Consider the following 23376-nt stretch of genomic DNA (forward strand, 5'->3'; position numbering starts at 1 on the left):
AGGACGTTAACCGTCGCGTCGACGATCAGTGCCCGGCACCACCCGCACCGCCGTGCCCGTCCTCCAGCTCCTCGAAGCCGGTGTGGCGCTCGATGATCGGCTCCGGGGGAGCGGCCGGGCTGAGCGGCACGGAGACCGGGGCCGCTGCCCGGATCGTGGTGCCACCGAAGTCGAAGGTGACGAAGACGGCCTCACCGACACGCAGCGGGCTGTTCAGGCCGATCAGCCGCAGCACCGTTGATGCCTCCGAGTTGAGCTGCACGTAGCTCAGCGGTGGCACCGTGATCTGGGTCGGCGCGCTGGCGGGGGGCTCGGTCTCGGTGCGCGCCGTGGACGAGCCCTCCCCGAGCGGAGCGTGGGGGTCGCTCAGGACGATGTCCCGGGCGTCCTCGGCGGTGACGGTCACCGTGACCGGATCCGGCGAGTCGTTGTAGAGGACCACGTCCAGGTTCGCGTCGTCGCCGGCCTGGTAACCGTCCACCCCCGGGTAGGCGATCAGCAGGCTACGAACGGCGAAATCGCCATTCTCACTCGCGACGTTGACGCCCTGAACCGACGGTACGGTTCCGGCGGTCTCGGCGACCTGGCCGGCGCTGCATCCGGAGAGCAGTAGCCCGCTCGTTGCCAACCCGGCCAGTAGCAGGGCCGACCGGCGGGAACCCCTGATCGAGCGCGTCACGTCGGTCCTCCTCGTCATGATCGGGCCCGGTCGTGCGCCGGACACGGCGGCCATGCCCGTGCAGACCGCGCTCCAGGGTAGTGGGGACTGATCCAGTTCCGCACGCCGACCCGGGGATGGCACCGCTGTGGGGGCGTTCAGATCAACGGTTCGCTGGTCACGAGGAGGATTACATCGATGATTGCGATTATCAAGACCGCTCGGAAGGCGGTCACCGACCGGGTCTTGGCGCGTTTGGTGACGCGCTCGCCGCACCAGAGTAGCGGTGGTATCAGGACGGCGGCGGTCACCGTGGCCAGCCCAACCGGCGACGGTGGTCCGGGCGGCCCGAGGACCAGGGTGGCGGTCGCGGCGAGAAGGAGCCCGATGGCGGCGGTCCGGCTGCCGCCCGCGCCGAGCCGGTGGGGCAGCCCGCGGACCCCGGTGCGAGCGTCGTCGTCGAGGTCGGGCAGCACGTTCGCGAAGTGCGCGCCCGCGCCGAGCAGGGCCGCTGCGGTGACCAGCCAGACCGGCGGGGTTCCCGTGCCGGGCAGAGCCAGCACGACGAACGCCGGCACCGACCCGAAGGAGACCGCGTAGGGCAGGACCGACAGCGGTGAGGACTTCAGCGGCCAGTTGTAGAGCAGCGCGGAGATCAGCCCCGCCGTGGCCACGGCCGCGGCGGCCCGGTTCGTCGTCAGCGCGAGCACCGGGGTGGCGAGCGTGGCCGCGGCAGCGGCCAGAGCGGTCGTGCGACGGCTGACCAGGCCGGCGGCGACCGGCTTGTCGGGCCGCCCGACCACGGTGTCCCGCTTCGCGTCGAGCGCGTCGTTGGTCCAACCGACAGCGAGTTGGCTGGCGGCCACGGTGAGCACCACGGCGACCACTCCGGCCGGCGGGGCCCCGACGCCCCAGGCGAGCAGGCCGGCCACGGCGGTGACCGCGGCGGCTGGCTCGGGATGACTCGCCCGGAGCAGGGCCACCACCGGCCGGGCGCGGGTCGCTCTCGAGCCGGCACCGCCGGTTGCGAGTCCGGCTCGGTCCGGCCGAACCAGCACCCGCGCGACACGCCGTAGCACTGAGGAGGTCATGAGGGAAGTCTGGTCGTTACCGGGCAGTCGTGCCACGCTCGATCCATGCCAGACGCGGGTCGCACCCTGCCGCGCAATGATCCGCGCCAGTACGACGACCTGGCCGGAGAGTGGTGGCGTCCGGATGGCGCGTTCGCCATGTTGCACTGGCTGGCCGAGTCCCGGGCGGCGTTGGTGCCGGCGGCGTCGCGTCCCGCCGCCCTCCTGGTCGACCTCGGCTGCGGTGCCGGGCTACTCGCCCCGCACGTCGCCGGCAAGGGCTATCGACATGTTGGGGTCGACCTCACCGCTTCGGCGCTGCGCCAGGCTGCCGAGCACGGTGTGACGGTGGTCAACGCCGACGCGACCGCCGTACCGCTAGCCTCCGGCTGCGCCGACGTGGTGGCCGCGGGCGAGCTGTTGGAGCATGTTCCCGACTGGCGAACGGTGGTGGCCGAGGCCTGCCGTCTACTCCGCCCAGGAGGGTTGCTCGTCCTCGACACGCTCAATGACACCGCACTGAGCCGCCTGCTCGCCGTCCACATCGGCGAACGGCTGCCCACGGTCCCGCGGGGGATCCACGACCCACGGTTGTTCGTGGATGCTCGCGCGCTGGCCGCCGAATGTGCCCGGTACGGGGTTCACCTGCGGCTGCGCGGGATTCGACCGCAGCTTGCCCGGGTGCTCGGCTGGCTTGCCCGGCGGGCAGGGGGCGCGGGCGGGGTGCCCCCACGCATCGTGCCGACCTGGTCAACGGCGGTGCTCTACCAGGGCTGGGGTCGGCGTGAGGGCGATCAGCCGCGGACGGATGTATCTGAGGAGGGAACGGTCGCATGACGCAGGCTGTGCAGGTGGCCCGCCGGTTGGCGCCGCGATTCGCCGCTCGGGCGGCCGACCACGACCGGGACGGCACCTTCCCGGTCGACGACTTCCGAGATCTTCGGGAGGCGGGTCTGTTCGGCCTGATGGTGCCGCGGGAGCTTGGCGGCCTGGGCGCCACCTTCGGGGAGTACGCGGCAGTCGCGACCGAGCTGGCCCGGGGAAACGGCGCGACCGCGCTGGTGTTCAACATGCACGCCTCGGTCACCGGCGCGCTGGGCTCGGTGACCGAGGAACTGGCCGAGACGCTCGGCCTGCCGGATGAGGCGTTGGCGGCGCGGGACCGACTGCTGCGGGCGGCGGCGGAGGGCTCCTGGTACGCGGTGGCGATGAGCGAACGCGGGGCGGGGGCCCGGCTCTCGCGGCTCAGCACGGTGTACGAGCCGGTCGCCGGCGGCTGGCGGATCAAGGGGAGCAAGACCTTCTGCTCCGGTGCCGGTCACGCCGACGGATATCTGGTGGCCGCCCGTAGCGCGGCTGATCCCTCGGTGGTCTCCCAGTTTCTCGTGCCGGCGGGGGAAGGGCTGGCCGTGGAGGAGACCTGGGACTCGCTGGGCATGCGGTCCACCTCCTCGCACGACCTGCACCTGGAGGTGACAGCGCCGGCAGACCGGCTGCTCGGCGGGGTCGAGGGGCTGGCTCTGGTCGTCGCGCAGCTGATGCCGCACTGGCTGGTGGCGAGTTACGCCGCGGTCTACGTCGGGGTCGCGCGGGCCGCGATCGAAGCCGCGGCCGAGCACCTGAACGCCCGTGACCTCGGCGGTCTGCCGGCGGTCCGGGCCCGGCTCGGTCGTGCCGACGCAGCGGTGGCCGCGGCGGACCTGGTGGTGGCGGAGGCGGCCCGGCGGGTGGATGAGAAGCCGGGTGACGCCGAGACGAACCGCTGGGTCTGGCGGGCGAAGTTGCTGGCGGGCACCACCGCGGCCGACGTGGCGGCCTCGGTGCTGGAGGCGGCCGGTACCGCGGCCACTCGGCGGGGGCATCCGCTGGAGCGGCTCTACCGGGATGCGCGTTGCGGTTCGCTGCACCCCGCCACCTCCGACGTCTGCGCGGACTGGCTCGGCATCGCCGTGCTCGGTGGCGACCCGGACCGCGACGGGGTGGCCCCTCGTTGGTGAACGTGCTGGGAGATCAGAACGAAGGGTGGGCATCATGGCCGTGCCGGTGATCGCGGGGATCGGTACGGCGCATCCGCCGTCGGCCGACCAGGGTGAGCTGTGGGAGGGATTCTTCGCGCGGCACTTCTCCGGAACCACCCGGGCCCTGGCCCAACGGATCTTTGCCAACTCGGGAGTGAATCGCCGGCAGGCCGCGGTCAACCCGGTGCTGGAGGATGTCTCCGACTGGTCAACCGAGCGGCGGATGCGGCGCTATCAGGTGGAGGCGCTGCCGCTGGGCAAGGAGGCGGTGGGGCGGGCGCTCACCGCCGCCGGTCTGGCCGCCGGTGACATCGGGCTCTTCGTGGTCTGTTCCTGCACCGGCTACGCGACCCCGGGGCTGGACATTCTTCTCGCCCGGGATCTCGGCATGGCACCGGGCACGCAGCGGGTCTTCGTCGGTCACATGGGCTGCTATGCCGCGTTGCCGGGACTGGGCGTGGCGAGCGACTTCGTGACCGCCCGGGGTCGACCCGCCCTGCTGCTCTGCGCCGAGCTGACCAGCCTGCACATTCAGCCCTCCACCGCCCGGGTGGACACCCAGCAGATCGTCTCGCACGCGCTCTTCTCCGACGCTGCGGTGGCCGCCGTGGTCGTGCCCGGTGGCGCCGGATACGCGATACGTGAGGTCGCCTCGGTGACCGACACCTCCACCGCCGATCACATGACCTGGGATGTCACCGATGTCGGGTTCCGGATGGGGCTGTCGCCGAAGGTGCCGCAGGTGCTCTCCACGCAGGTGCGGGCGTTGGTGGACGGCCTGCTCGCCCGATCCGGCACGCGCCGGTCGGAGGTGGACGGCTGGGCGGTACACCCCGGCGGTCCCCGCATTCTCAACGTGGTGGAGCGGGAACTCGCCCTGCCCCCGGCCGCCCTGGCGGCGTCCCGGGAGACGCTGGCCGAGCACGGCAACTGTTCGTCGCCGACGGTGCTGTTGGTGCTGGACCGACTGCACCGGGCGGTCGCGCCGGCGGGACGGGTGGTGATGTTGGCCTTCGGCCCGGGCCTGACCCTGTATGCGGGCCTCCTCGAACGGTCAGCTGGCGAGGCGGGCCAGCTCGGGTGCGAAGTCGGCGGTGGAGCGGAGTTCGGGGAGCACCTTCCGCACCGTGCCGGAGCGGTCCACGAGCAGCGCGCTGACCACGTCGGCCCGGGGCGGCAGGCGGAGGAAGGCGCGTAACCCGTCGGCCGGGTCGTCGAGCGCACGAAGGGCGGGGGGCGACTCCCGTACGGCGGGGTCGGGGTTGATGGTGATCACGGTGACTCCGGGCGGCGCGACGGCGACCGTGTTGGCCACCTCGGCCGGGCAGGCGCACGCGTCGGTGAGGAGGATCACGGCGGGCAGCAGACCCCGCAGCGGCACCGGCTTACCGTTGCCCACCAGGTCGAACGCGGGCATGGTCCGCCCGATCAGGTCGGCTGGTGGCGCGGAGGTGGCGGGGTGTGACGGGGTGGGGGCCGACTGGGCCCAGATGGTGGTGCTCAGCCCGGCCAGTACGGCGACCATGGCCACCAGGAGCGCCAGCAGCGCCGGCACGAACGAACCGGACGGGGTCGGCCGGTGCAGTTCCCGGCGGACCTGTGCGGCCTCGGCCGAGAGCTCGGCGGCATTATCCGGTACGACCATCCGGCCCCATTCGGGCGGTAGGTCCGGTAGGTCGGAGTCGTCGTCTTCGGCGGACCTGCCCATCGAACCCCCTGGATTCATGGCGAGCCTGCGGCGGGCTCTCGTTCAGCCTGCCGCACCGGGCCCGCTCCCACCAGGCATGGGCGAGTGCCCGCGGTGCGGGCTACCATGAGTCGAGCGCATCGCCTTGGATCCCGGGTTCCGTTACTCAGCCGTAACAGCATATTGCCGTTACGGAGCGTGTTCATTGTTTCGGTCTGGCTGTCTGTCAAGCTGAAGAAATCCCTCTCACAGGGCCTCTGAGCTGCGCCAACGGTCAGGGCAGCGGTGAGACACCGGTGTCTGAGCGTGTTACCCTAGACACAGCGAAAGGGGTTTCGAACCTATGGTTTTCAGTGTCGGCGAGACCGTTGTTTACCCCCACCACGGGGCCGCACTCATCGAGGCAATCGAGACTCGGGTCATCAAGGGCGAGGAGAAGCAGTACCTCGTTCTCAGGGTCGCGCAGGGTGACCTCACGGTCCGGGTTCCTGCGGAGAATGCCGAGATCGTGGGTGTGCGCGAGGTGGTCGGCGAAGAGGGCCTCGGCAAGGTCTTTGACGTTCTCCGGGCTCCGCACACCGAGGAGCCGACCAACTGGTCACGGCGTTACAAGGCGAATCTTGAGAAGCTGGCCTCCGGTAATCCGCTGAAGGTGGCCGAGGTCGTCCGCGACCTGTGGCGTCGGGAGCGGGAGCGGGGGCTCTCCGCAGGCGAGAAGCGCATGCTCGCCAAGGCCCGTGACATTCTCGTCGGTGAGGTCGCACTAGCCGAGAAGAGCACCAAGGACGAGGCGGAGACGTTGCTCGACAAGGTGCTGACCGAAGCCTGATCCGCACCTGATCGTCGTACCCGATCTGCCATGAGGAAATCACCGAGGACCGCGACGTGACCGCGCAGCTTGATCCGCGCGGTGACGTCGCGGTCCTCGTGCCTGCGGCCGGTGCCGGCGTTCGGCTGGGCCCCGGCCGGCCGAAGGCCCTTCGGCTGCTGGGCGGGGAGCCGCTACTGGTACACGCGGTCCGACGGCTCGCCGCCGCCGCGTCGGTGCACACGGTGGTGGTGGCCGCCCCGGCAGCGGATCTTGTCGCTGTCCGCGAACTGCTGGCCCCGGTGGCACCGGTCATCGTGGTGCCGGGCGGCGCGCAACGGCAGGCCTCGGTCGCCGCGGCGCTCGCCGCGGTCCCCGCCGGCCCGGAGATCGTGCTGGTGCACGATGCGGCCCGAGCACTCACCCCGCCCGAGTTGGTCGAGTCGGTCGCCGCAGCGGTCCGCTCCGGTCACGACGCGGTGATTCCGGTGCTGCCGGTGGTCGACACCATCAAGGAGGTCGGTGTCGGCGAACGTGTCCTCGGCACGGTCGATCGCTCCGCCCTGCGGGCGGTGCAGACGCCGCAGGGGTTCCGGCGGGCGGTGCTGATCACCGCGCACGCCGCCGCTGGCGACCCGCTCACCGACGATGCCGGCCTGGTCGAGAAGCTCGGTGTGCCGGTGGTCTGCGTACCCGGCTCCGAATATGCCCTGAAGGTCACCCGTCCGTTCGACCTGGCGCTGGCCGAGCACCTGCTGGCGGTCGGCTGCTGACGCGTACCCTCGGATGGTGATCGTTCCGCGGGTCGCCATCGGCGTTGACATGCATGCTTTCGAGTCCGGTCGGCCATGTTGGGTCGCCGGTCTGCACTGGCCCGGGCAGGACGGCCTGGCCGGGCATTCGGATGCGGATGTCGCCGCGCACGCCGCGTGCAACGCGTTGCTCTCCGCCGCCGACCTCGGCGATCTCGGCGCCAACTTCGGGGTGGGGCAGCCGGAGTGGTCCGGCGCCTCCGGGGTGGCCCTGCTCGGCGAGAGCGCCCGCCGGGTGCGGGCGGCCGGCTACACGATCGGCAACGTGTCGGTGCAGGTCATCGGGAACCGCCCCAAGATCGGGCCGCGTCGGGCCGAGGCGCAGCAGGTGCTCTCGGCGGCGGTGGGCGCCCCGGTGAGTGTCTCCGCCGCCACGACCGACGGGCTCGGCTTCCCCGGCCGGGACGAGGGCCTGACCGGCATCGCGGTGGCCTTGGTGTACGAGGCCCCGGCCGCCTAGGCTCGCAGCGATGTCCAGCGAACCCACCTCTGATCGCTCCGCTGCCGACGGGTACCTGCAGCGAGCCAAGCTCCTCGCCGAGCTCGGCCGCTACGACGAGGCCATCACCGAGTTGGGGTTCGCCCTTGCCCTTGATCCCGCCCATGCGGCGGTGTCGACCGAGCTCTCCCGGCTGCATCTCGCGGCGGGTCGGCCCGCCGACGCGCTCACCGCCGCCGACGGCGCGTTGGCGGTCGCGGCGGACTCGGTCCCCGCGCTGGTCGCGCGGGGGATGGCCCTGGCCGACCTGGCCGAGCACGGGGAGGCGGCCCGGACCGCGGACCGGATTCTCGCGCTGGGGCCGATGGACGCGTACGCCCAGCGCAGCGGCGCGGCGATCCTGGCCGGTTCGCGTAATGGTCAGCCCGCGCTGAACGCGGCGTGGCGGGGGGTGGAGCTGGCCCCGCAGGAGCCGGCGGGGCATCTGGTGCTCGGGTTGGTCGCGGCCAACCTACAGCTGTATGACCTGGCCGAGCGGGCGTACACCGAAGCGCTGCGGCTCGACCCGCAGCTCGCCGAGGCCCGGCACGACATCGGGGTGCTGCGGCTGGAGCAGCGCCGGTGGAGCGAGGCGCTGGAGCACCTCGCCGAGGCGGCGGCGATCAGCCCTGGCCGGATCAATTCGGTGCGGACGATCTCGGCCGGCCTTCGTCAGCTCGTCGTGTTTGGTGCCGGTTGGTCCATGGTCGCCGCGGTGGTGATCGCCTGCTTCGCGGTGGGCAGCCCGGGGCTGTCCCGGGCCGTCGCGGCGGCGGCCGCCCTCGGGGGTGCGCTGATGGTGTGGCGGTACGCAACGAAGCTGCCCGGCGTGGCCCGCACGATCCTGCCGGAGCTGCTGCGCTCCGACCGGCCCCTGGCGCTGGCCGGGTACGCGACTGCTGCGGCCCCGGTGCTGCTACTGCTCTACACCCTCGTCGGCACGGTGTGGCCGCTGGTCCTGGCGATCGCGGTGGCGGCCTTCGCCGTTGTTACCGCGCTCGCCCGCTCGGTGCGCTGAGTCGGTTACCCGCGCCGCGCCCAGGTCCAGGCGTAGGCGTCGTCTTCGCAGGCCGCGGCGGCGTCGCAGAGCTCCAGCGGGCGGAACGTGTCGACCATGACGGCGAGCTCGTCGAAGTAGTCAACGCCGATCGACCGTTCGGCGGCGCCGGGCTGTGGCCCGTGGGTGAAGCCCGATGGGTGTAGTGAGATCGACCCCTGGCCGATGCCGGAGCCGCGCCGCGCCTCGTAGTTGCCCCCGGTGTAGAAGAGCACCTCGTCGGAGTCGACATTGTGGTGGTTGTACGGCACCGGGATCGCGTCGGGGTGGTAGTCCACCTTGCGGGGGACGAACGAGCAGATCACGAAGTTCGGGCCCTGGAACGTCTGGTGCACCGGTGGGGGCTGGTGGACCCGGCCGGTGATCGGCTCGAAGTCGTGGATGGAGAACGCCCACGGGTAGAGGTGCCCGTCCCAGCCGACCACGTCGAACGGGTGATTGGCGTAGACGTGCCGGGTCCAGCCGCGTCGGTGCCGGACCAGGACCTCGACGTCCTCGCCGTCAACGAGCAGTGGTGTGTCCGGTCCGCGGACGTCCCGCTCGCAGTACGGCGAGTGTTCCAGGAACTGGCCGCGCACCGACAGGTAGCGCTTGGGTGGGCCGATGTGGCCGGCCGCCTCGACCGCCAGCAGCCGGACGGGCTCGGTGCCGGTGGGAACGAGCCGGTGGATGGTCGAGGTCGGAATGATCACGTAGTCGCCGGCGACGGCGTCGAGGGGGCCGAAGGGGGACTCGACCCGGAGGGTGCCGGACTCGACGTAGAGGCAGTGGTCGCCGGTGGCGTCACGGAACAGGGGGGAGGGCTGGTCGGCCAGTACGTACGCGATCCGAACGTCGTCGTTGCCGAGCAGGTGGCGCCGGCCGAGCACCGGGTCGGCGCCGGCCCCGTCGAGTTGGTGGGTGCGCAGGTGGCGGGGCTTGAGTGGGAGGTTCGGCGTGCAGGTGACCGCCGGTGGGGTGAACTCCTCGGCGGCCACGATCGCGGTCGGTGCGTGCCGGTGGTAGAGCAGTGAGGAGTCGTCGGAGAAGCCTTCCTGGCCCACCAACTCCTCGGCGTAGAGGCGGCCGTCGGGCTGACGGAACTGGGTGTGGCGCTTGCGCGGCACCTCGCCGACGCGGCGGTAGAACGGCATCTCGCCCTCCCCGAGCAGATCATCCAGGGTGTCCGACAATCGGACGCTATTGTCCGCTCCTTTAGCGTCCCGTAGATTGTTGTCTCGTGTCAACGAAGCTGCCCCGACTCCTCGCCGGCCTCGTCGACGACGCCGCCGTCTTCCCGCCCGGCAACGCGTCGCTGCCCGACGCCGTTGCGGCGCACCGGCAGCACCGGTCGTCCTGGTACGCCGACCTCGTCGGCCCGCTCCTGGTCCCCGCCTCCACAGTGCTCAATCGGGAGCTGAATGCCCTGGTCGATCCGGCCGAGGAGCTCGTGGTCGGGCTGATCGGAGACACCGGGCCAGACGGCCTCCCGGCCGCCCTCGCCGCAGTGCCCCCCGGCGTCACGATCCAGCAGGTCGAGGTCGCCGTCGCCGCCCGCGGTGCGGATCCGCAGCCGGGCCTGGCCACGCTCCTCCCGTTGGCGGAGCGCCTCGCCGGTCGCACCGTCTACGCCGAGATTCCGCTGACCTTCGGCTTGACGGAGGCGCTGGACCGGCTCGTCGAGGCCCGCGCCGCCGGGCTGTCGGTGGCCGCGAAGTTCCGGACCGGCGGGCTCGCCGCCGAACTCTTCCCCACACCCGCCGAGCTGGCTACGGTGATCCACGGGTGTCAGCAGCGGGGGTTGCCGTTCAAGCTGACCGCCGGGCTGCACCACGCGGTGCGACATCTGGACCGGGAGACCGGCTTCACCCACCACGGCTTCGCGAATGTGCTCGCCGCCGCGCTTGTCGCGGCCGGGGGCGCCGAGGTGGAACGGGTCACCGAACTGCTCACCGCCACCGACCCGTGGCCGTTGCTCGCGTCGATCGAGCAGCGGCTGGAGACGGCGCGCCCGCTCTGGGTCGGCTACGGCTCGTGCAGCATCCTGGAACCACTGACCGATCTGATCCAGCTGGGGCTGGTGAACGGGGGTACTGACGCATGACCTGGGTGACCGGCCTGGAGGGCTCGCCGTACGGGCTGCACAACCTGCCGTACGGGGTGTTCCGCACCGCCGACCGCGAGCCGCGGGTGGGCGTACGCGTCGGCACCCAGGTGCTGGACCTCGGCGGTGCCGAGCAGGCCGGCCTGGTGCTGGCCGCCGGTACGCTGAGCCGTCCGCGGCTGAACGACTTCATGGCGCTCGGGCGTCCGCAGTGGACGGCGGTGCGGCAGCGGATTGTCGAGCTGCTCACCGACAGCGCCCATCGGGCGGCGGTCGAGCCGCTGCTTGTGTCACTGTCGACCGTGGAGCTGCTGCTCCCCTTTGACGTGGCGGACTACGTCGACTTTTACTCCTCCGAGCAGCACGCCAGCAACGTCGGTCAGATTTTCCGGCCGGGCCAGCCGCCGCTGCTGCCCAACTGGAAGCACCTGCCGATCGGCTACCACGGCCGGGCCGGCACCGTCGTGGTCTCCGGCACCCCGATCGTTCGGCCGTGCGGCCAGCGGGCTACCCCGCAGGGTCCGGTCACCGGCCCCTCGGTTCGCCTCGACATCGAGGCGGAGGTCGGCTTTGTGGTGGGTGTGCCCAGTCCGCTGGGCAGCCGCGTCCCGGTCGGTGACTTCGCCGACCACGTTTTCGGCGTGGTGCTGGTCAACGACTGGTCCGCCCGGGACATTCAGGCCTGGGAGTATCAGCCCCTCGGACCGTTCCTCGGTAAGTCCTTCGCCACCTCGATCGCGGCGTGGGTGACGCCGCTGGAGGCGCTCGGTGCGGCGTTCGTGTCGGCACCGGAGCAGGATCCACCGGTCGCTGACTACCTGCGCGACGAGCCCCACCTCGGGCTCGATCTGCGCCTGTCGGTGGAGTGGAACGGCGAGCGGGTGAGCGAGCCGCCGTTCGCCACCATGTACTGGACCCCCGCGCAGCAGCTGGCCCATCTGACCGTCAACGGAGCCGCGCTGCGCACCGGCGACCTCTACGCCTCCGGCACCGTCTCCGGTGCCGAGCGCGGTCAGGTCGGTTCGTTCCTCGAGCTGACCTGGGGTGGGGCGGAGCCGGTGCGGGTCGGTGGCAGCGAACGTACTTTCCTGGCCGACGGCGACACCATCACCATCACCGGCACCGCGCCCGGCCCGGACGGCACGACCGTTGGTCTCGGCGAGGTCACCGGCACCATCGTCGCCCCCCGCTGACCAGCAAAGCCCCCTTCCGCTCCCGCCCGCGTCCCCCTCTCCGCCCGCGCCACCCGTCCCCGCCCCGCATCACCCCTCCCCGGCCGCCGGGCCGGTGCGATGCCACCGGTGCGGCCACGTCCGCCCGTACCGAGCCAGAAGACTCCGTCGGTACGGGCGGATCGCACAGGTCGTCCGATCGGGTCGCCTTCCTGTCGCGTTGATCTGTCGGACCGTCGCCACGCGGTACGGGCCCTGCTCCCCGGGCCGGCGCAGCGGCCGGTGGCGGCACGGCGACAGGAGGGTGAAGGATGAACGATTTCCCAGGTGCGGTGTGGCGATCCAGCAGCCGCTCCAATGACCAGGGGCTCTGTGTGGAGGTGGCCGACAACCTGGTGCAGGCGCTCGGCGTGGTGGCCGTACGTGACTCGAAGGACAGATCCGGACCGGCGCTCGCGGTGGGTGGTCCGGGATGGTCGAGGTTCATCCGGGCGGTCCGGGCCGGAGAGCTCGGTAGCTGAGCGGCGCGGGGGGCGGTGCCGGGTGCTGCCGGTCTGGCAACCACGCCGCAGCCGGGCGCCGTGCGCTGGGTAGGGTTCCGGGCGGAGGTGCGCATGGTTTTCCCGACGGGCCGCCGGCTGCTCGTGGTGGTGGCGGCGGTCGTGGTGGTGCTGGTGGCGGCGGCGGCCACGGTTTTCCGGGTGCTCGCCCCAGCCGAGGTCAGCACCCCGGCGGCCGGCGCATACCCCACCGCGACGACGCCGGCCCCCGGCCTCGTCGCGCGGCTGCCGGTGGCGCCGCTGGTGGTGGATGGCCGCATCCGGGTGTACGCGGCCGAGCGCCAGGTCTACGCCGACGAGCCGGTCGAGTTCACGCATCGCAGTACCCCGTACTGGTCGTACCGCCGCTGGCCCGCGCAGCTGGCCGGCGTGGTGGCGAGTGGCCACACCGTGCTGACCCGCTGGTCGGACGGCCAGGTGGTGGCGCTGGACGGGCGTACCGGCCAGATTGCCTGGCGGGCGGAGGGACCGGTGCCGGAGGATGACGCGGCGGCCCGGCGAACCGGCGCGGAAGCCGTGTGGAACCCGGAAGGGCTCTTCGTCGCTTCGGCGGCCGACACCTCGGTGGTGCTCTCGGTCGGCCGGGATGCGATGGCCGGCTGGAATCTGGCCGACGGACAGCGACTCTGGCAGAACGACACCCGGCCCGGGTGCCAGCAGGCGGTCGGCACCACCACGGCGGGCAGTCTGGTGAGCGTCGACTCCTGCGGGTCCGTGGCGACCGTCGACTTCCGGGACGCGGCCACCGGTGCCGTTACTCGGTGGAGCCCGCCCGGTGGCGGGGAGACGCTGGCCGTCACCCCGCTCGGCTGCCGCTCGGGCCGATCCGACTGCGCCGGCCTCCGGACGGCCGTCGGCCCGGGTGACGACGCGGCTCGGGGGTGGCTGTTCGGCGCTGGAGAGCCGGTGGCGGCACCGGTGCTGGACGCGCCCGACACCCGGCTCGCCGGTGACGTCGCCGTGGGCGTACGGGACGGCGCCCTGGTCGCCCGCGAGGCGCGGACCGGGACTGAGCAGTGGCGGCACGAGGATGTGGGTGGGGCTCGGGTGCTCGCGGTGGAGCCGGACCGAGTACATCTGGTCACTGAAGGCAATAACCTGATCACGTACGATTCGGTCAGTGGGGATCAGCGATCCCGGTTCACGCTTCTTCTTGGCACCGACAGCACATCGTGGGCCCCGGGCTCGGTGTACGCGGTCGGTGGCTACCTGGCGGTGGAGTGCCTTCGCCTCCCGGTCGACTCGGCGGCGGACGACCAGCGCTACTTCCTCACCTCGCGACCGGTCCTGCTCGCCGCGACCTGACTGCTCCGCCCGGACGGCCCGCCCACCAACCTGACCGGCGCGCTGTCACCCTGACGGTGGGGCCAGAGTGACAGCGGGCCGTCGTGGGCGACCGGGGGCCGCCTGGTGGAGGGTGCGTCAGCCGAGCGCGGCCTCCGCCGCGGCGAGGAAGGCGTCGTTCTCGGCCGGGGTGCCGATGGTGACCCGGACTCCGTCGCCGGGGAAGGGGCGCACGATCACGCCCCGCGACTCGCAGGCCCGGCCGAACTCCACCGCCTGGTCACCCAGGGGCAGCCAGACGAAGTTGGCCTGGCTGGTCGGCACGTCCGGGACCAGCTTGCGTACCGCCTCGGTGACCCGGCCCCGCTCGGCCACGACCAGGTCGCAGCGCCGCCGTACCTCGTCGGCCTGGGCGAGGGCCGCCAGTGCGCCGGCCTGGGCGGCCACGCTGGCGGAGAAGGGCGTGACCACCTTTCGAATGGCCGCGGCCACCTCCGGCTGGGCGACCAGGAAGCCGATCCGGAGCCCGGCCAGGCCCCAGGCCTTCGACAGGGTCCGCAGCACCGCCACGTTTGGTCGGTCCAGATAGCTCAGGCCGTCCGGCACCTCCGGGTCGGTGACGAACTCCCGGTAGGCCTCGTCGATGACCACCAGCACGTCGTCCGGGACCTGGTGGAGGAAGCGCTCCAGCTCGGCTCGGCGTACCGCGGTGCCGGTGGGGTTGTTCGGGTTGCACACCAGGACCATTCGGGTGCGGTCCGTCATCGCGGCCGCCATCGCGGTCAGGTCGTGCCCGTGCCCGGCGTCGTTGCTGACCCGTATGCTGGTCGCCCCGTTGGTCGCCGCGATGATCGGGTACGCCTCGAACGAGCGCCAGGAGTAGAGCAACTCGTCACCAGGCATGCAGGTGGCCCGGACCAGGTGATCGGCGAGCGCCACCGACCCACAGCCGGTGGCGATCCGCTCGGCGTCCACCCCGTACTTCTCGGCGAGGGCCGTGCGCAGCGCCACCACGCCCATGTCCGGGTACCGGTGGGCGCCGGTGGCGGCCTCGGTGACCGCCGCCACCACGCCGGGCAGCGGTCCGTACGGCACCTCGTTGCTGGCCAGTTTGATCGCCTCGGGCAGGCCCAGTTCGCGGGCCAGGTCAGCCGGATTGCGCCCCGGCACGTAGCTGGGCAGTACGTCCAGATCGGCGCGGGTGAGCCGGGGTGCCGGCCGGCGTCGTCCGGTATCGGTCATGGGGTGTCTCCCGGGGGTGCGGGGCGGTCGTTCGGGACGGGGGTGCGGGGTAGTTGAACCACCACGGTCTGCGCCCGCTTGTCGTGCAGGGCCTGCCGGAGCGGACGGTCGAACAGCGGTGAGAGCGAGTCGATGAGCTGTAGCAGGAAGCCGACGCAGCAGAACCAGAGCAGGGTGGGCAGACCGAGCGTGTTCCAGCGGCGCAGCGCCCGCCCGAAGCCCAGCGGGGCGACGGCGTTCACCGGTAGCACCTGGAGGCCCATCACCCGCTTGCCGAAGGTCTGTCCGCGGCTGGCCATCGACGGTACCTCGTAGGCCATCCAGAGCGCCGTGGCGATCAACAGAATCGCTATCTGGAGGCCGCCGGCCTGGTCCCCCGCCGCCGGTAGTGGCTCGGTGGTGGTGTCCTGGTCAACGATCCGGCGCCAAAGCTCGGCGATGGGCGGCGACATCTGCTGGATGTACTGCCACACGAACCAGAAGTTCACCACGACGTTCAGCACGAGGACGACGGCGATGTCGATGAGGCGGGCTGCCAGTCGGGCCCCCAACCCGGCCAGCGGCAGCCCGTGCGGACGAGGCTCGGGCTGATGGCCGGGCCAGGTCGGGTACGGCGCACCCGGTGGCGGCCCACCGGCTGGCCCGGGGTGCGGCGCACCCGGTGGTGGACCACCTGCTATGCCTGGGTGTGGGCTGCCCGGTGACGGCCCGTACCTCGGCGGCGGGGTACCGGCCCCGGACGGGGCATGCTGTCCCGCCCCGGCGCCCGGCCGGCCGGCAGAGGGGCCGGGCTCGTCGGGACGGGCAGCCGGCTCCGGCTCTGGCTCCGGTTCCGGCTCGGGCGGGCCCTCCGGGGGTGTGGCCTCGGCCGGGATGGGCGCGCCGAGCCAACCCTCGCCGTCCCAGTACCGCCGGGTGTCCGGGTCGGCGGGGTCCAGATACCAGCCAGGTGCGACGCTCACCGCGCCACCTCGTTCTGCTCGCTCACCCGGACACCTTAACGACGGTGGTTGACGTCCAGCCGTGGCGGCCACCGGGGCGGGCCGCCAACCACCCGGCCGTCACAGGTTGCCGCGCTTCTCCTGCTCCCGCTCGATGGCCTCGAAGAGCGCCTTGAAGTTGCCCTTGCCGAAGCCGAGCGAGCCGTGTCGCTCGATCAGCTCGAAGAAGACGGTCGGGCGGTCCTGCACCGGATTGGTGAAGATTTGGAGCAGGTAGCCGTCCTCGTCCCGGTCGACCAGGATCCGGCGGGCCTTCAGCTCCTCGATCGGCACCCGGACCTCGCCGATCCGGGCCCGCAGCTCCGGGTCGTCGTAGTACGAGTCGGGGGTCTCCAGGAAGTCCACTCCCGCCGCGCGCATCGCGTCAACGCTGGCCAGGATGTCGTTGGTGGCCACCGCGATGTGCTGGGCCCCGGGGCCCTGGTAGAAGTCCAGGTACTCGTCGATCTGCGACCTCTTCCGGGCGACCGCCGGCTCGTTGAGCGGGAACTTCACCTTCCGGGTGCCGTTGGCGACCACCTTGCTCATCAGCGCCGAGTAGTCGGTGGCGATGTCGTCGCCGATGAACTCCGCCATGTTGGTGAAGCCCATCACCCGCTGGTAGAACTCGACCCACTCGTCCATGCGGCCCAGCTCGACGTTACCGACGACGTGGTCGATCGCCTGGAAGAAGCGCTTCGGCTGGACGCCGGCGTCGATCATCGGCTGGCGGTCAACGATCGGTCGGCGGGCGACGTAGCCGGGCAGGAACGGACCATGGTAGCGGGAGCGGTCCAGCAGGGTGTGGCGGGTGTCGCCGTACGTGGCGATGGCGGCGAGCCGGACCGTGCCGTGTTCGTCGCTGACCTCGTACGGCTCAGCGAGGCTGGTCGCGCCCTGGGCGACGGCGTGCGCGTACGCCGCGTCAACGTCGGGGACCTCCAGCGCGATGTCGCAGACCCCGTCGCTGTGCCGGGCGACCTGCTCGGCGCCGGGCGCGTCCGGGCGGACCGCGCCGGTGAGGACGAACCGCGCCGAACCGCTGGTCAGCACGTACTGGGCGTGGTCCCGGTAGCCCTGCTCCGGCCCTCGGTAGGCCACGCAGGTCATGCCGAACGCGGTGGAGTAGTAGTGCGCGGCCTGTTTGGCGTTGCCGACCAGGAAATGCACGTGGTCGAGGCCCTTGACCGGGAACGGGTCGCGGCTGATGTCGTGGTCAACGGCACCGACCAGCAGGTCGGAGTCAACCTCGTCGTTCGACTGGGGTCGGTCGATCGCCTGGGTCATGGTGGCCCTCCCTCGCGTACCGGCCGGCCTGGTGGGCCGCAGCCGTGTTCCGTTAGTGCCGTGTTCTTCCCGTGAATATCGCTGTGTTCCCAGTCACTGGGCAACTGTTGTTGATCAGGCTGGTCAGGTTGCGCACGCAGTAGAGTCTTTACCTATGAGCACTGGTCATTCTGTCCAGCTAGACAGCCTCGATGTTGGCCTGATCGAGCTCTTCGCCGAGGAGCCGCGGATCGGAGTGCTGGAGTGCTCCCGTCGCCTCGGGGTGGCTCGGGGCACCGTGCAGGCGCGGCTGGACAAGCTGATCGACCGAGGGGTGATCGACGGGTTCGGCCCCGCGGTGTCCCCGGCCGCCGTCGGGTTCGGGGTGACCAGCTTCGTCACTCTGGAGATCAGCCAACGACACGGGCGCGATCCGGTCGTCGCCCACCTGGCGGCGATCCCGGAGGTGCTCGAAGCGCACACCATCACCGGCTCCGGTGACCTGCTCTGCCGAATCGTGGCCCGTTCCAACGCCGACCTGCAACGGGTGATCGACCAGATCGTGTCGCACGAGAGCATCCGCCGCACCTCGACGATCATCGCCCTGGCCGAGCAGATCCCGCACCGGGTTCTGCCCCTGCTCCGCTCCGCGCTGCGGGGAACGTCACCGACGGCGGCGAAGGGAGCCGGGTCCACTCAGCCGTTCTCGGCGAGCGCGTCCCCCAGCGAGGTGCGGCGGTAGCGGACCGTCCGGCCGGCGCGGGCGCGGGTCACCAGCCCGGCCTCGCGTAGCACCGCCAGATGGTCGCCGACGCCGCCCAAACTCAGACCGAGTTGGGCGACGAGCTGACTGGTCGTCGCGGGGGCCGCCAGGGCGCGCAGCACCCCAGCGCGGCCCCGACCGACCAGCCGGTCCAGCGCGTCCACCGGCCGGGCCGGGTCTGGGGGCCCGAGTAGTTCGGCGACCCCGGCGGCCCGGTAGACGATCGCGTACGGCCCGGGCTGTTCGACATAGCACATCAGGGCGCCGAAGACGGTGGGGACGAAGAGCATTCCGCGCCCGGTCAGCGAGTACGTCCGCGGGTCCCGGTCGGCGATGTCGAGGAAGCCGACGGCCGGGCCGGGGACCCAGCGCAGCCGCGGGTCCAGGTCCGCGACCGCCGCACCCCAGCCGTACGCGAGCAGCCGTCCGGCCCGGTGCAGCAGGTCCCGCTCCAGGACGGCCCGCAGCCGCGGCCACTCCGGTTCGACCAGGGTCGCCCAGGCCGCTTCGATCCCGTCGGCGAGCCGTTCCACCACCTCCGGCGACTCGTAGATACGACGGGCGCTCGCCGGTGGGGTGCGGTGGCCGGCGAGGTTGCGGGCCAACTCGGCGCGGGCCCGCGCCAGCGGAGTAGCCCGGACCAGGGCGAGCTCGTCGGCGAACTCCCGCGCCGTGCCGTCCGGTGGCGGTTGGATGAAGTCCGCGTTGTACCCGCCCCGGCGCTGCAACGCCAACAGCGCGTCGATCGCCGGCACGCCTCGCCGTAGCCGCTCGAACGCGGGGCGGGCCCGGGCCGCCCACGGGGTCAGCCCGGTGACCGCGTTCTGCCCGGCACAGAGCCGCAGCGCCGACATCGCCTCCCCGAGCGGCGAGATGGCGTAGCGGCTCACCGCCACGTCCGCCGAGGTCACCTCGATCCGCATGCCGCTCCTTTCGCTGGTGAACGAAAGGATAGGTCGCCGCCGGGTCGCTCCCCAGACTTGCTCGAATGATCGTCACCGACTCCCGTCCCGTCACCTTCCGGGATGTCTTCGCCGTCGCCGAGTTCCGGGTGCTCCTCGGCGGCTACAGCGTTTTCGTGATCGGCGAGACGGTGAAGATGCTCGCCCTGTCCGTGCTGATCTACCAGCGGACCGGCTCCGGGCTGCTCGCCGCGTTGGCGTACGTGACCGGGTTCCTGCCACACGCGGTGGGCGGGGCGTTCCTGCTCGCCCTCGCCGACCGGTGGCCGCCACGGCGGCTCATCGTCGGCTACGACCTCTTCCGGCTCGCCATGGTCGTGGTGCTCGCGCTCGGGGTGCTCTCCCCGCCGGCCATGCTCGGCCTGGTCGCGGTCGTCGGCCTCCTCGCCCCGGTCAGCAGCGCCGCCCGCAGCGCGCTGCTGCCGGAGATACTGCGCGGCGACGCGTACGTGCTGGGGCGTTCGGTGCTCACCGTGGCGGCCGGGGGCACCCAGGTGGCCGGGTTCGCCCTCGGTGGCCTGCTGCTCGGGCTGGTCGGCCCGTACGGGGCGCTCTGGCTCACGGCGGCCACCTGCCTCCTCGCCGCCCTGCTGGCCCGGGTCGGGCTGACGGCGCGGGCGCCCCGGGTGGGAAGGACGGCCGGAAACGCCGTCGGGGAGACCTGGCGGGTCAACCGCATGCTCCTCGCCGACCGGCGGATTCGCGGCCTGCTCCTGGCACAGTGGATTCCCGGCTCGCTGTTGGTCGGTGCCGAGGGCGTGATCGTGCCGTACGCGGCCGAGCTCGACCCGGAGGCCAGCGCCGGCCTGTTGCTGATGGCCGCCGCCTTCGGGATGCTCCTCGGTGACCTGCTGGTCGGACGGTGTGTCGGGCCCGCTCGCCGGGAGGCGTTGACTCCGTGGCTGGCGCTGCTGCTCGGCGTGCCGATGCTCGCCTTCCTGGCGCAGCCGGGGCAGTGGCCGGCGGCGGTGTTGCTCACGGTCGCGACCGCAGGTTTCGCCTACCAGCTCGGGCTGGCCCGGCGGTTTCTCGACGCGGTGCCGGAAGCCCGCCGGGGGCAGGCGTTCGGGCTGCTGGGCACCGGCCTGATGGCGGTGCAGGGATTGGCCGCCGCGGCTGGCGGGGCGTTGAGTGAGGTGGTCGCCCCCGGCACCGTGATGGCGCTGGCCGGGGTGGCGTCGCTCGCCGCGACGGTGACGCTCTGGCGGATGCTGGCCCCGCCGCCCGTACCGGCCGGTGGTGGTGGTGCTCTGCGGTAACCCGCGCAGCGCGCCCGGGCGTGCCGGACGGGCACAGAGCGCGTCCGGGCGTGTCGGGTGCGGGCGCGGCGGGGTGCGGAGGGCGGAGCGGACGGCTACCGTGTCCCGGTGGTGAAGGGGCGCGGCCTTGGTAGACCGGGTTGGTTGCTGCTCGGGCTCGTGACGGTGGTCGTGCTCTCGGTGAGCGGTGTCTGGAACCCGTTCCCCGGCGTGTGGGACTGGGTGAACCGCAGCGCCCCGATCGGCGGGCCGGGCGTGGTCTGGCAGCAACGCGTCGGTGGTACCCCGCGCAGCGTCACCATCGCCGGGGAGACCGTCGTGGTCGAGCAGCGCACCCGGGTGGAGGCGGTACGGCTCGCTGACGGCACCCCGCTCTGGAAGCGCAAGGCCGACTGGTCGGCGGTTGCCGGCGCGGGGCAGGACGCCGTCGTCGTGGTGGGCAAGTTGCTCGCCCGGGGCTATGAGGTGCTCGACCCCGTCACCGGTGCCACCCGGCGGCGGGACAGTGCGGCGGTCGCGGTCTGGACCTGGCGGAACCTGCTGCTCGACGCCCGCTGCCCGGCCCCCACCGACTGCACGTTGCACGCCTGGGATCCGCGTGGGGACACCCCGCTGTGGACGGCCTACCTGCCGGGTGTCCGAAGTGGCCTGCTCGGCGACAACCCGGGGCTGCTCGACACCCGCCGGATCGAAGCCGTCCGGATTCACAACGAGATCTCCAGCCCGGAGCCGGCGCCCGGTCTGCTCGGGTTTCCGGTCGACGGGCGCGTGCACGTGCTGGACACCGCAACCGGACGGGTGCTCGTCGACATCGAGCCTGGCCGGGACGAGTGGTTGTCGGTGGTCGGCGGTCGGATGCTGCGGCTGACCGCCACCTCCGAGGAGGGGAACTGCCGCTACGCCGTCTCGGGATGGGACCCGTTGTCCGGGCGGGAAATCTGGCAGCGGGCGGGCGTCAACTTCGGCACCGCCGACGCCATCGGGTGTGCCCAGCGCCGGGACCCGCTGGGTGCCCGTAGCGTGCTGATCGGGATGTCGCCGGACGGCAAGCAGGCGGTCCTCGACGCCTACGATGGCCGGCTGCTGCTGGTCACCGACCCGGGCACGAAGATCGTCGCGGTGGACGATCGGTACGCCCTGGTCCGCGCGGCCGACGAGCGCTCGGTCTCCGCCCGCGAACTGGGCGGTGGCGAAACCCGGTGGACTCGCCCCGCCGAGGAGGAGCCGCGGGCGGCGCTCACTCCGTCCGCGGCGGTCTTCGCCGAACAGGATCCGTCCCGGCTCGTCGCGCTCGATCCGCGTACCGGCGCCGAGCTGGCGAACCTCCGTACGGCGGCGAACGCGCTCGCGGTCGGTGCGAACGGCATGGTCATCGGTGAGGGCCGGCAGATCGGATACGTCTCCTTCCAGTCAACCGACCCGGCGGGGTGAGAGCGCTGTCCCAGGACCTACCCGGCGGGTGGGACCGGACGGCTCTTCTGCCCTAGGCTTTCCGCCTATGAGCAGTGCCGCCTCCTTCTCGTACGCACCCCTGCTGCCGACCGGTTCGGACCAGACGGAGTACCGCCTGATCACCGACGAGGGCGTTGATGTCGTCAATGGCCCCGGTGGTCGCCGGTTCCTGACTGTGGAGCCGGCCGCGCTCACCGCGCTGACCGCCGAGGCGATGCATGACATCGCGCACTTTCTGCGCCCCGCGCACCTGGCGCAGCTCCGGTCGATCATCGACGACCCGGCGGCCTCGCCGAACGACCGTTTCGTCGCACTGGACCTGCTCCGCAACGCCAACATCGCCGCCGGTGGGGTGCTTCCGATGTGCCAGGACACCGGTACGGCGATCGTGCTGGGCAAGCGGGGCCGGCACGTGCTCACCGACGGGGCGGACGCCGAGTCGATCTCCCGGGGGGTCTGGCAGGCATACACTCGGCTGAACCTGCGCTACTCGCAGCTCGCCCCACTGACCATGTGGGAGGAGCGCAACACCGGCAGCAACCTGCCGGCGCAGGTGGAGCTCTACGCCGAGGACCCGGACGGACAGCCGGACGCGTACAAGTTCCTCTTCATGGCCAAGGGCGGCGGCTCGGCCAACAAGTCGTACCTGTACCAGGAGACCAAGGCGCTGTTGAATCCGACTCGGATGATGCAGTTCCTGGAGGAGAAGCTGCGGTTGATCGGCACGGCGGCCTGCCCCCCGTACCATCTCGCCGTCGTCATCGGTGGTACCAGCGCCGAGTACGCGCTGAAGACCGCCAAGCTGGCCTCCGCGAAGTACCTCGACGGGCTGCCGACCGTGGGTTCGATGACCGCGCACGGCTTCCGTGACCTGGAGCTGGAGGCCGAGGTGCTGGAGCTGACCCGGGGCTTCGGCATCGGCGCGCAGTTCGGTGGCCGGTACTTCTGCCACGATGTGCGGGTGGTCCGGCTGCCCCGGCACGGCGCGTCGTGCCCGGTGGCGATCGCCGTGTCCTGCTCGGCGGACCGGCAGGCGGTCGCGAAGATCACTCCGTCGGGGGTGTGGCTGGAGCGGCTGGAGACGGACCCGGCCCGCTACCTGCCCGACGTGACGGAGTCCCAGCTGGAGTCGTCGGAGGTGGTCCGGGTCGACCTCAACCGGCCGATGGCCGAGATCCGCGCCGAGTTGGGCAAGTACCCGGTCAAGACGCGGCTGTCGCTGAGCGGTCCGCTGGTCGTCGCCCGGGACATCGCCCACGCCAAGATCGCCGAGCGGCTGGACGCCGGCGAGCCGATGCCGGCGTACCTGCGGGACCACGCGGTCTACTATGCCGGCCCGGCGAAGACCCCCGAGGGCTACGCCTCCGGCTCGTTCGGTCCGACCACGGCGGGCCGGATGGACGCGTACGTGGAGAAGTTCCAGGCCGCCGGCGGCTCGATGGTGATGCTGGCCAAGGGGAACCGTTCCACCCAGGTCACCCGCTCCTGCCAGGAGCACGGCGGCTTCTATCTCGGCTCGATCGGAGGCCCGGCGGCCCGGCTCGCCCAGGACTGCATCAAGCACGTCGAGGTGCTCGAGTATGCCGAGCTCGGGATGGAGGCGGTCTGGCGGATCGAGGTGGAGGACTTCCCGGCCTTCATCGTGGTCGACGACAAGGGCAACGACTTCTTCGCCGAGGTGACCAAGCCGGTCCTCACCGTCGGTCGCCGCTGAGCCCCCGGGTCGGACTCGGCGAAAAACCGCACGCCGTCGCCGGGCGCGGCA

22 protein-coding genes are annotated in these 23376 nt (G+C 71.9%); 15 read left to right on the plus strand and 7 right to left on the minus strand.

The genetic code is table 11. From position 1 onward, the window contains the following. Positions 1 to 25: 25 nt before the first annotated feature. Positions 26 to 679, minus strand: a complete 654-nt coding sequence (locus SALPAC6_RS0120715) for a hypothetical protein (RefSeq protein ID WP_018255247.1) — start codon at positions 677 to 679, stop codon at positions 26 to 28. 137 nt (positions 680 to 816) lie between these two features. After that, complete coding sequence (locus SALPAC6_RS0120720; RefSeq protein WP_018255248.1) at positions 817 to 1749, minus strand: UbiA family prenyltransferase; 933 nt, start codon at positions 1747 to 1749, stop codon at positions 817 to 819. Between the two features lie 45 nt (positions 1750 to 1794). Between SALPAC6_RS0120720 and SALPAC6_RS0120725 the strand changes: the two genes are divergently transcribed. The 7 genes from SALPAC6_RS0120725 to SALPAC6_RS0120760 all read left to right on the plus strand — a co-directional run bounded on the left by SALPAC6_RS0120725 (position 1795) and on the right by SALPAC6_RS0120760 (position 8549). Continuing rightward, the gene (locus SALPAC6_RS0120725) at positions 1795 to 2565 is read left to right on the plus strand and encodes a methyltransferase domain-containing protein (protein ID WP_018255249.1); all 771 of its coding nucleotides are present in this window, start codon (positions 1795 to 1797) and stop codon (positions 2563 to 2565) included. Next, entirely contained in the window at positions 2562 to 3725 is a 1164-nt protein-coding gene (locus tag SALPAC6_RS0120730) for an acyl-CoA dehydrogenase family protein (protein ID WP_018255250.1), read from the plus strand. The genes SALPAC6_RS0120725 and SALPAC6_RS0120730 overlap by 4 nt, the downstream gene beginning before the upstream one ends. A 34-nt stretch (positions 3726 to 3759) precedes the next feature. After that, entirely contained in the window at positions 3760 to 4944 is a 1185-nt protein-coding gene (locus SALPAC6_RS0120735; RefSeq protein WP_223874267.1) for a type III polyketide synthase, read from the plus strand. A gap of 832 nt (positions 4945 to 5776) precedes the next feature. Continuing rightward, positions 5777 to 6262, plus strand: coding sequence for a CarD family transcriptional regulator (locus SALPAC6_RS0120745; RefSeq protein WP_012015454.1), 486 nt, complete (start codon positions 5777 to 5779; stop codon positions 6260 to 6262). A 56-nt stretch (positions 6263 to 6318) separates the two neighbouring features. Then, on the plus strand, positions 6319 to 7014 hold the full coding sequence (gene ispD, locus SALPAC6_RS0120750) for a 2-C-methyl-D-erythritol 4-phosphate cytidylyltransferase (protein ID WP_018255253.1): 696 nt from the start codon (positions 6319 to 6321) through the stop codon (positions 7012 to 7014). A 13-nt stretch (positions 7015 to 7027) separates the two neighbouring features. Then, positions 7028 to 7513: a 2-C-methyl-D-erythritol 2,4-cyclodiphosphate synthase gene (gene ispF, locus SALPAC6_RS0120755; protein WP_018255254.1), complete on the plus strand. Its 486-nt coding sequence runs from the start codon at positions 7028 to 7030 to the stop codon at positions 7511 to 7513. 10 nt (positions 7514 to 7523) lie between these two features. Further along, positions 7524 to 8549, plus strand: coding sequence for a tetratricopeptide repeat protein (locus SALPAC6_RS0120760; protein ID WP_018255255.1), 1026 nt, complete (start codon positions 7524 to 7526; stop codon positions 8547 to 8549). Positions 8550 to 8554: 5 nt separating this feature from the next. Here SALPAC6_RS0120760 and SALPAC6_RS0120765 read toward each other — a convergent pair whose 3' ends face one another. Beyond that, on the minus strand, positions 8555 to 9721 hold the full coding sequence (locus SALPAC6_RS0120765; protein WP_026189911.1) for a homogentisate 1,2-dioxygenase: 1167 nt from the start codon (positions 9719 to 9721) through the stop codon (positions 8555 to 8557). 86 nt (positions 9722 to 9807) lie between these two features. Here SALPAC6_RS0120765 and SALPAC6_RS0120770 point away from each other — a divergent pair, with 86 nt between their 5' ends. The 4 genes from SALPAC6_RS0120770 (at position 9808) to SALPAC6_RS0120785 (ending at position 13708) form a co-directional block, all read left to right on the plus strand. Further along, a complete protein-coding gene (locus SALPAC6_RS0120770; RefSeq protein ID WP_018255257.1) occupies positions 9808 to 10671 on the plus strand; it encodes a hypothetical protein in 864 nt (287 codons plus the stop codon). Next, positions 10668 to 11864, plus strand: coding sequence for a fumarylacetoacetase (gene fahA, locus SALPAC6_RS0120775; protein ID WP_018255258.1), 1197 nt, complete (start codon positions 10668 to 10670; stop codon positions 11862 to 11864). The genes SALPAC6_RS0120770 and fahA overlap by 4 nt, the downstream gene beginning before the upstream one ends. A gap of 290 nt (positions 11865 to 12154) precedes the next feature. After that, positions 12155 to 12364: a DUF397 domain-containing protein gene (locus SALPAC6_RS0120780; protein ID WP_018255259.1), complete on the plus strand. Its 210-nt coding sequence runs from the start codon at positions 12155 to 12157 to the stop codon at positions 12362 to 12364. A gap of 93 nt (positions 12365 to 12457) precedes the next feature. Further along, positions 12458 to 13708 carry an outer membrane protein assembly factor BamB family protein gene (locus SALPAC6_RS0120785; protein WP_018255260.1) on the plus strand — a complete coding sequence of 417 codons (1251 nt, stop codon included), beginning with the start codon at positions 12458 to 12460 and terminating at the stop codon, positions 13706 to 13708. Between the two features lie 117 nt (positions 13709 to 13825). Here SALPAC6_RS0120785 and hisC read toward each other — a convergent pair whose 3' ends face one another. The 3 genes from hisC to hppD all read right to left on the minus strand — a co-directional run bounded on the left by hisC (position 13826) and on the right by hppD (position 17196). Next, the gene (gene hisC, locus SALPAC6_RS0120790) at positions 13826 to 14929 is read right to left on the minus strand and encodes a histidinol-phosphate transaminase (RefSeq protein WP_018255261.1); all 1104 of its coding nucleotides are present in this window, start codon (positions 14927 to 14929) and stop codon (positions 13826 to 13828) included. Next, positions 14926 to 15891, minus strand: coding sequence for an RDD family protein (locus SALPAC6_RS0120795; protein ID WP_026189912.1), 966 nt, complete (start codon positions 15889 to 15891; stop codon positions 14926 to 14928). Before SALPAC6_RS0120795 ends, hisC begins: the two co-directional genes overlap by 4 nt. 99 nt (positions 15892 to 15990) lie before the next feature. Beyond that, entirely contained in the window at positions 15991 to 17196 is a 1206-nt protein-coding gene (gene hppD / locus SALPAC6_RS0120800) for a 4-hydroxyphenylpyruvate dioxygenase (RefSeq protein ID WP_018255263.1), read from the minus strand. A gap of 154 nt (positions 17197 to 17350) precedes the next feature. On the opposite strand from hppD, the gene SALPAC6_RS0120805 reads away from it, so the two are divergent. Then, complete coding sequence (locus SALPAC6_RS0120805) at positions 17351 to 17917, plus strand: Lrp/AsnC family transcriptional regulator (RefSeq protein ID WP_018255264.1); 567 nt, start codon at positions 17351 to 17353, stop codon at positions 17915 to 17917. Here the strand turns inward: SALPAC6_RS0120805 and SALPAC6_RS0120810 are convergent. Continuing rightward, positions 17872 to 18861 carry an ArsR/SmtB family transcription factor gene (locus SALPAC6_RS0120810; protein ID WP_018255265.1) on the minus strand — a complete coding sequence of 330 codons (990 nt, stop codon included), beginning with the start codon at positions 18859 to 18861 and terminating at the stop codon, positions 17872 to 17874. The two genes, SALPAC6_RS0120805 and SALPAC6_RS0120810, sit on opposite strands and share 46 nt — an antisense overlap. A 65-nt stretch (positions 18862 to 18926) precedes the next feature. Between SALPAC6_RS0120810 and SALPAC6_RS0120815 the strand changes: the two genes are divergently transcribed. The 3 genes from SALPAC6_RS0120815 (at position 18927) to SALPAC6_RS0120825 (ending at position 23325) form a co-directional block, all read left to right on the plus strand. After that, complete coding sequence (locus SALPAC6_RS0120815) at positions 18927 to 20159, plus strand: MFS transporter (RefSeq protein ID WP_018255266.1); 1233 nt, start codon at positions 18927 to 18929, stop codon at positions 20157 to 20159. Between the two features lie 57 nt (positions 20160 to 20216). Then, positions 20217 to 21590 carry an outer membrane protein assembly factor BamB family protein gene (locus SALPAC6_RS0120820; RefSeq protein WP_018255267.1) on the plus strand — a complete coding sequence of 458 codons (1374 nt, stop codon included), beginning with the start codon at positions 20217 to 20219 and terminating at the stop codon, positions 21588 to 21590. A 67-nt stretch (positions 21591 to 21657) separates the two neighbouring features. Then, a complete protein-coding gene (locus SALPAC6_RS0120825; protein WP_018255268.1) occupies positions 21658 to 23325 on the plus strand; it encodes a fumarate hydratase in 1668 nt (555 codons plus the stop codon). The last annotated feature ends 51 nt before the right edge of the window (positions 23326 to 23376 follow it).

Source organism: Salinispora mooreana (genome assembly GCF_000379065.1).
In the GTDB taxonomy this organism is placed as follows: Bacteria; Actinomycetota; Actinomycetes; order Mycobacteriales; family Micromonosporaceae; genus Micromonospora; species Micromonospora mooreana.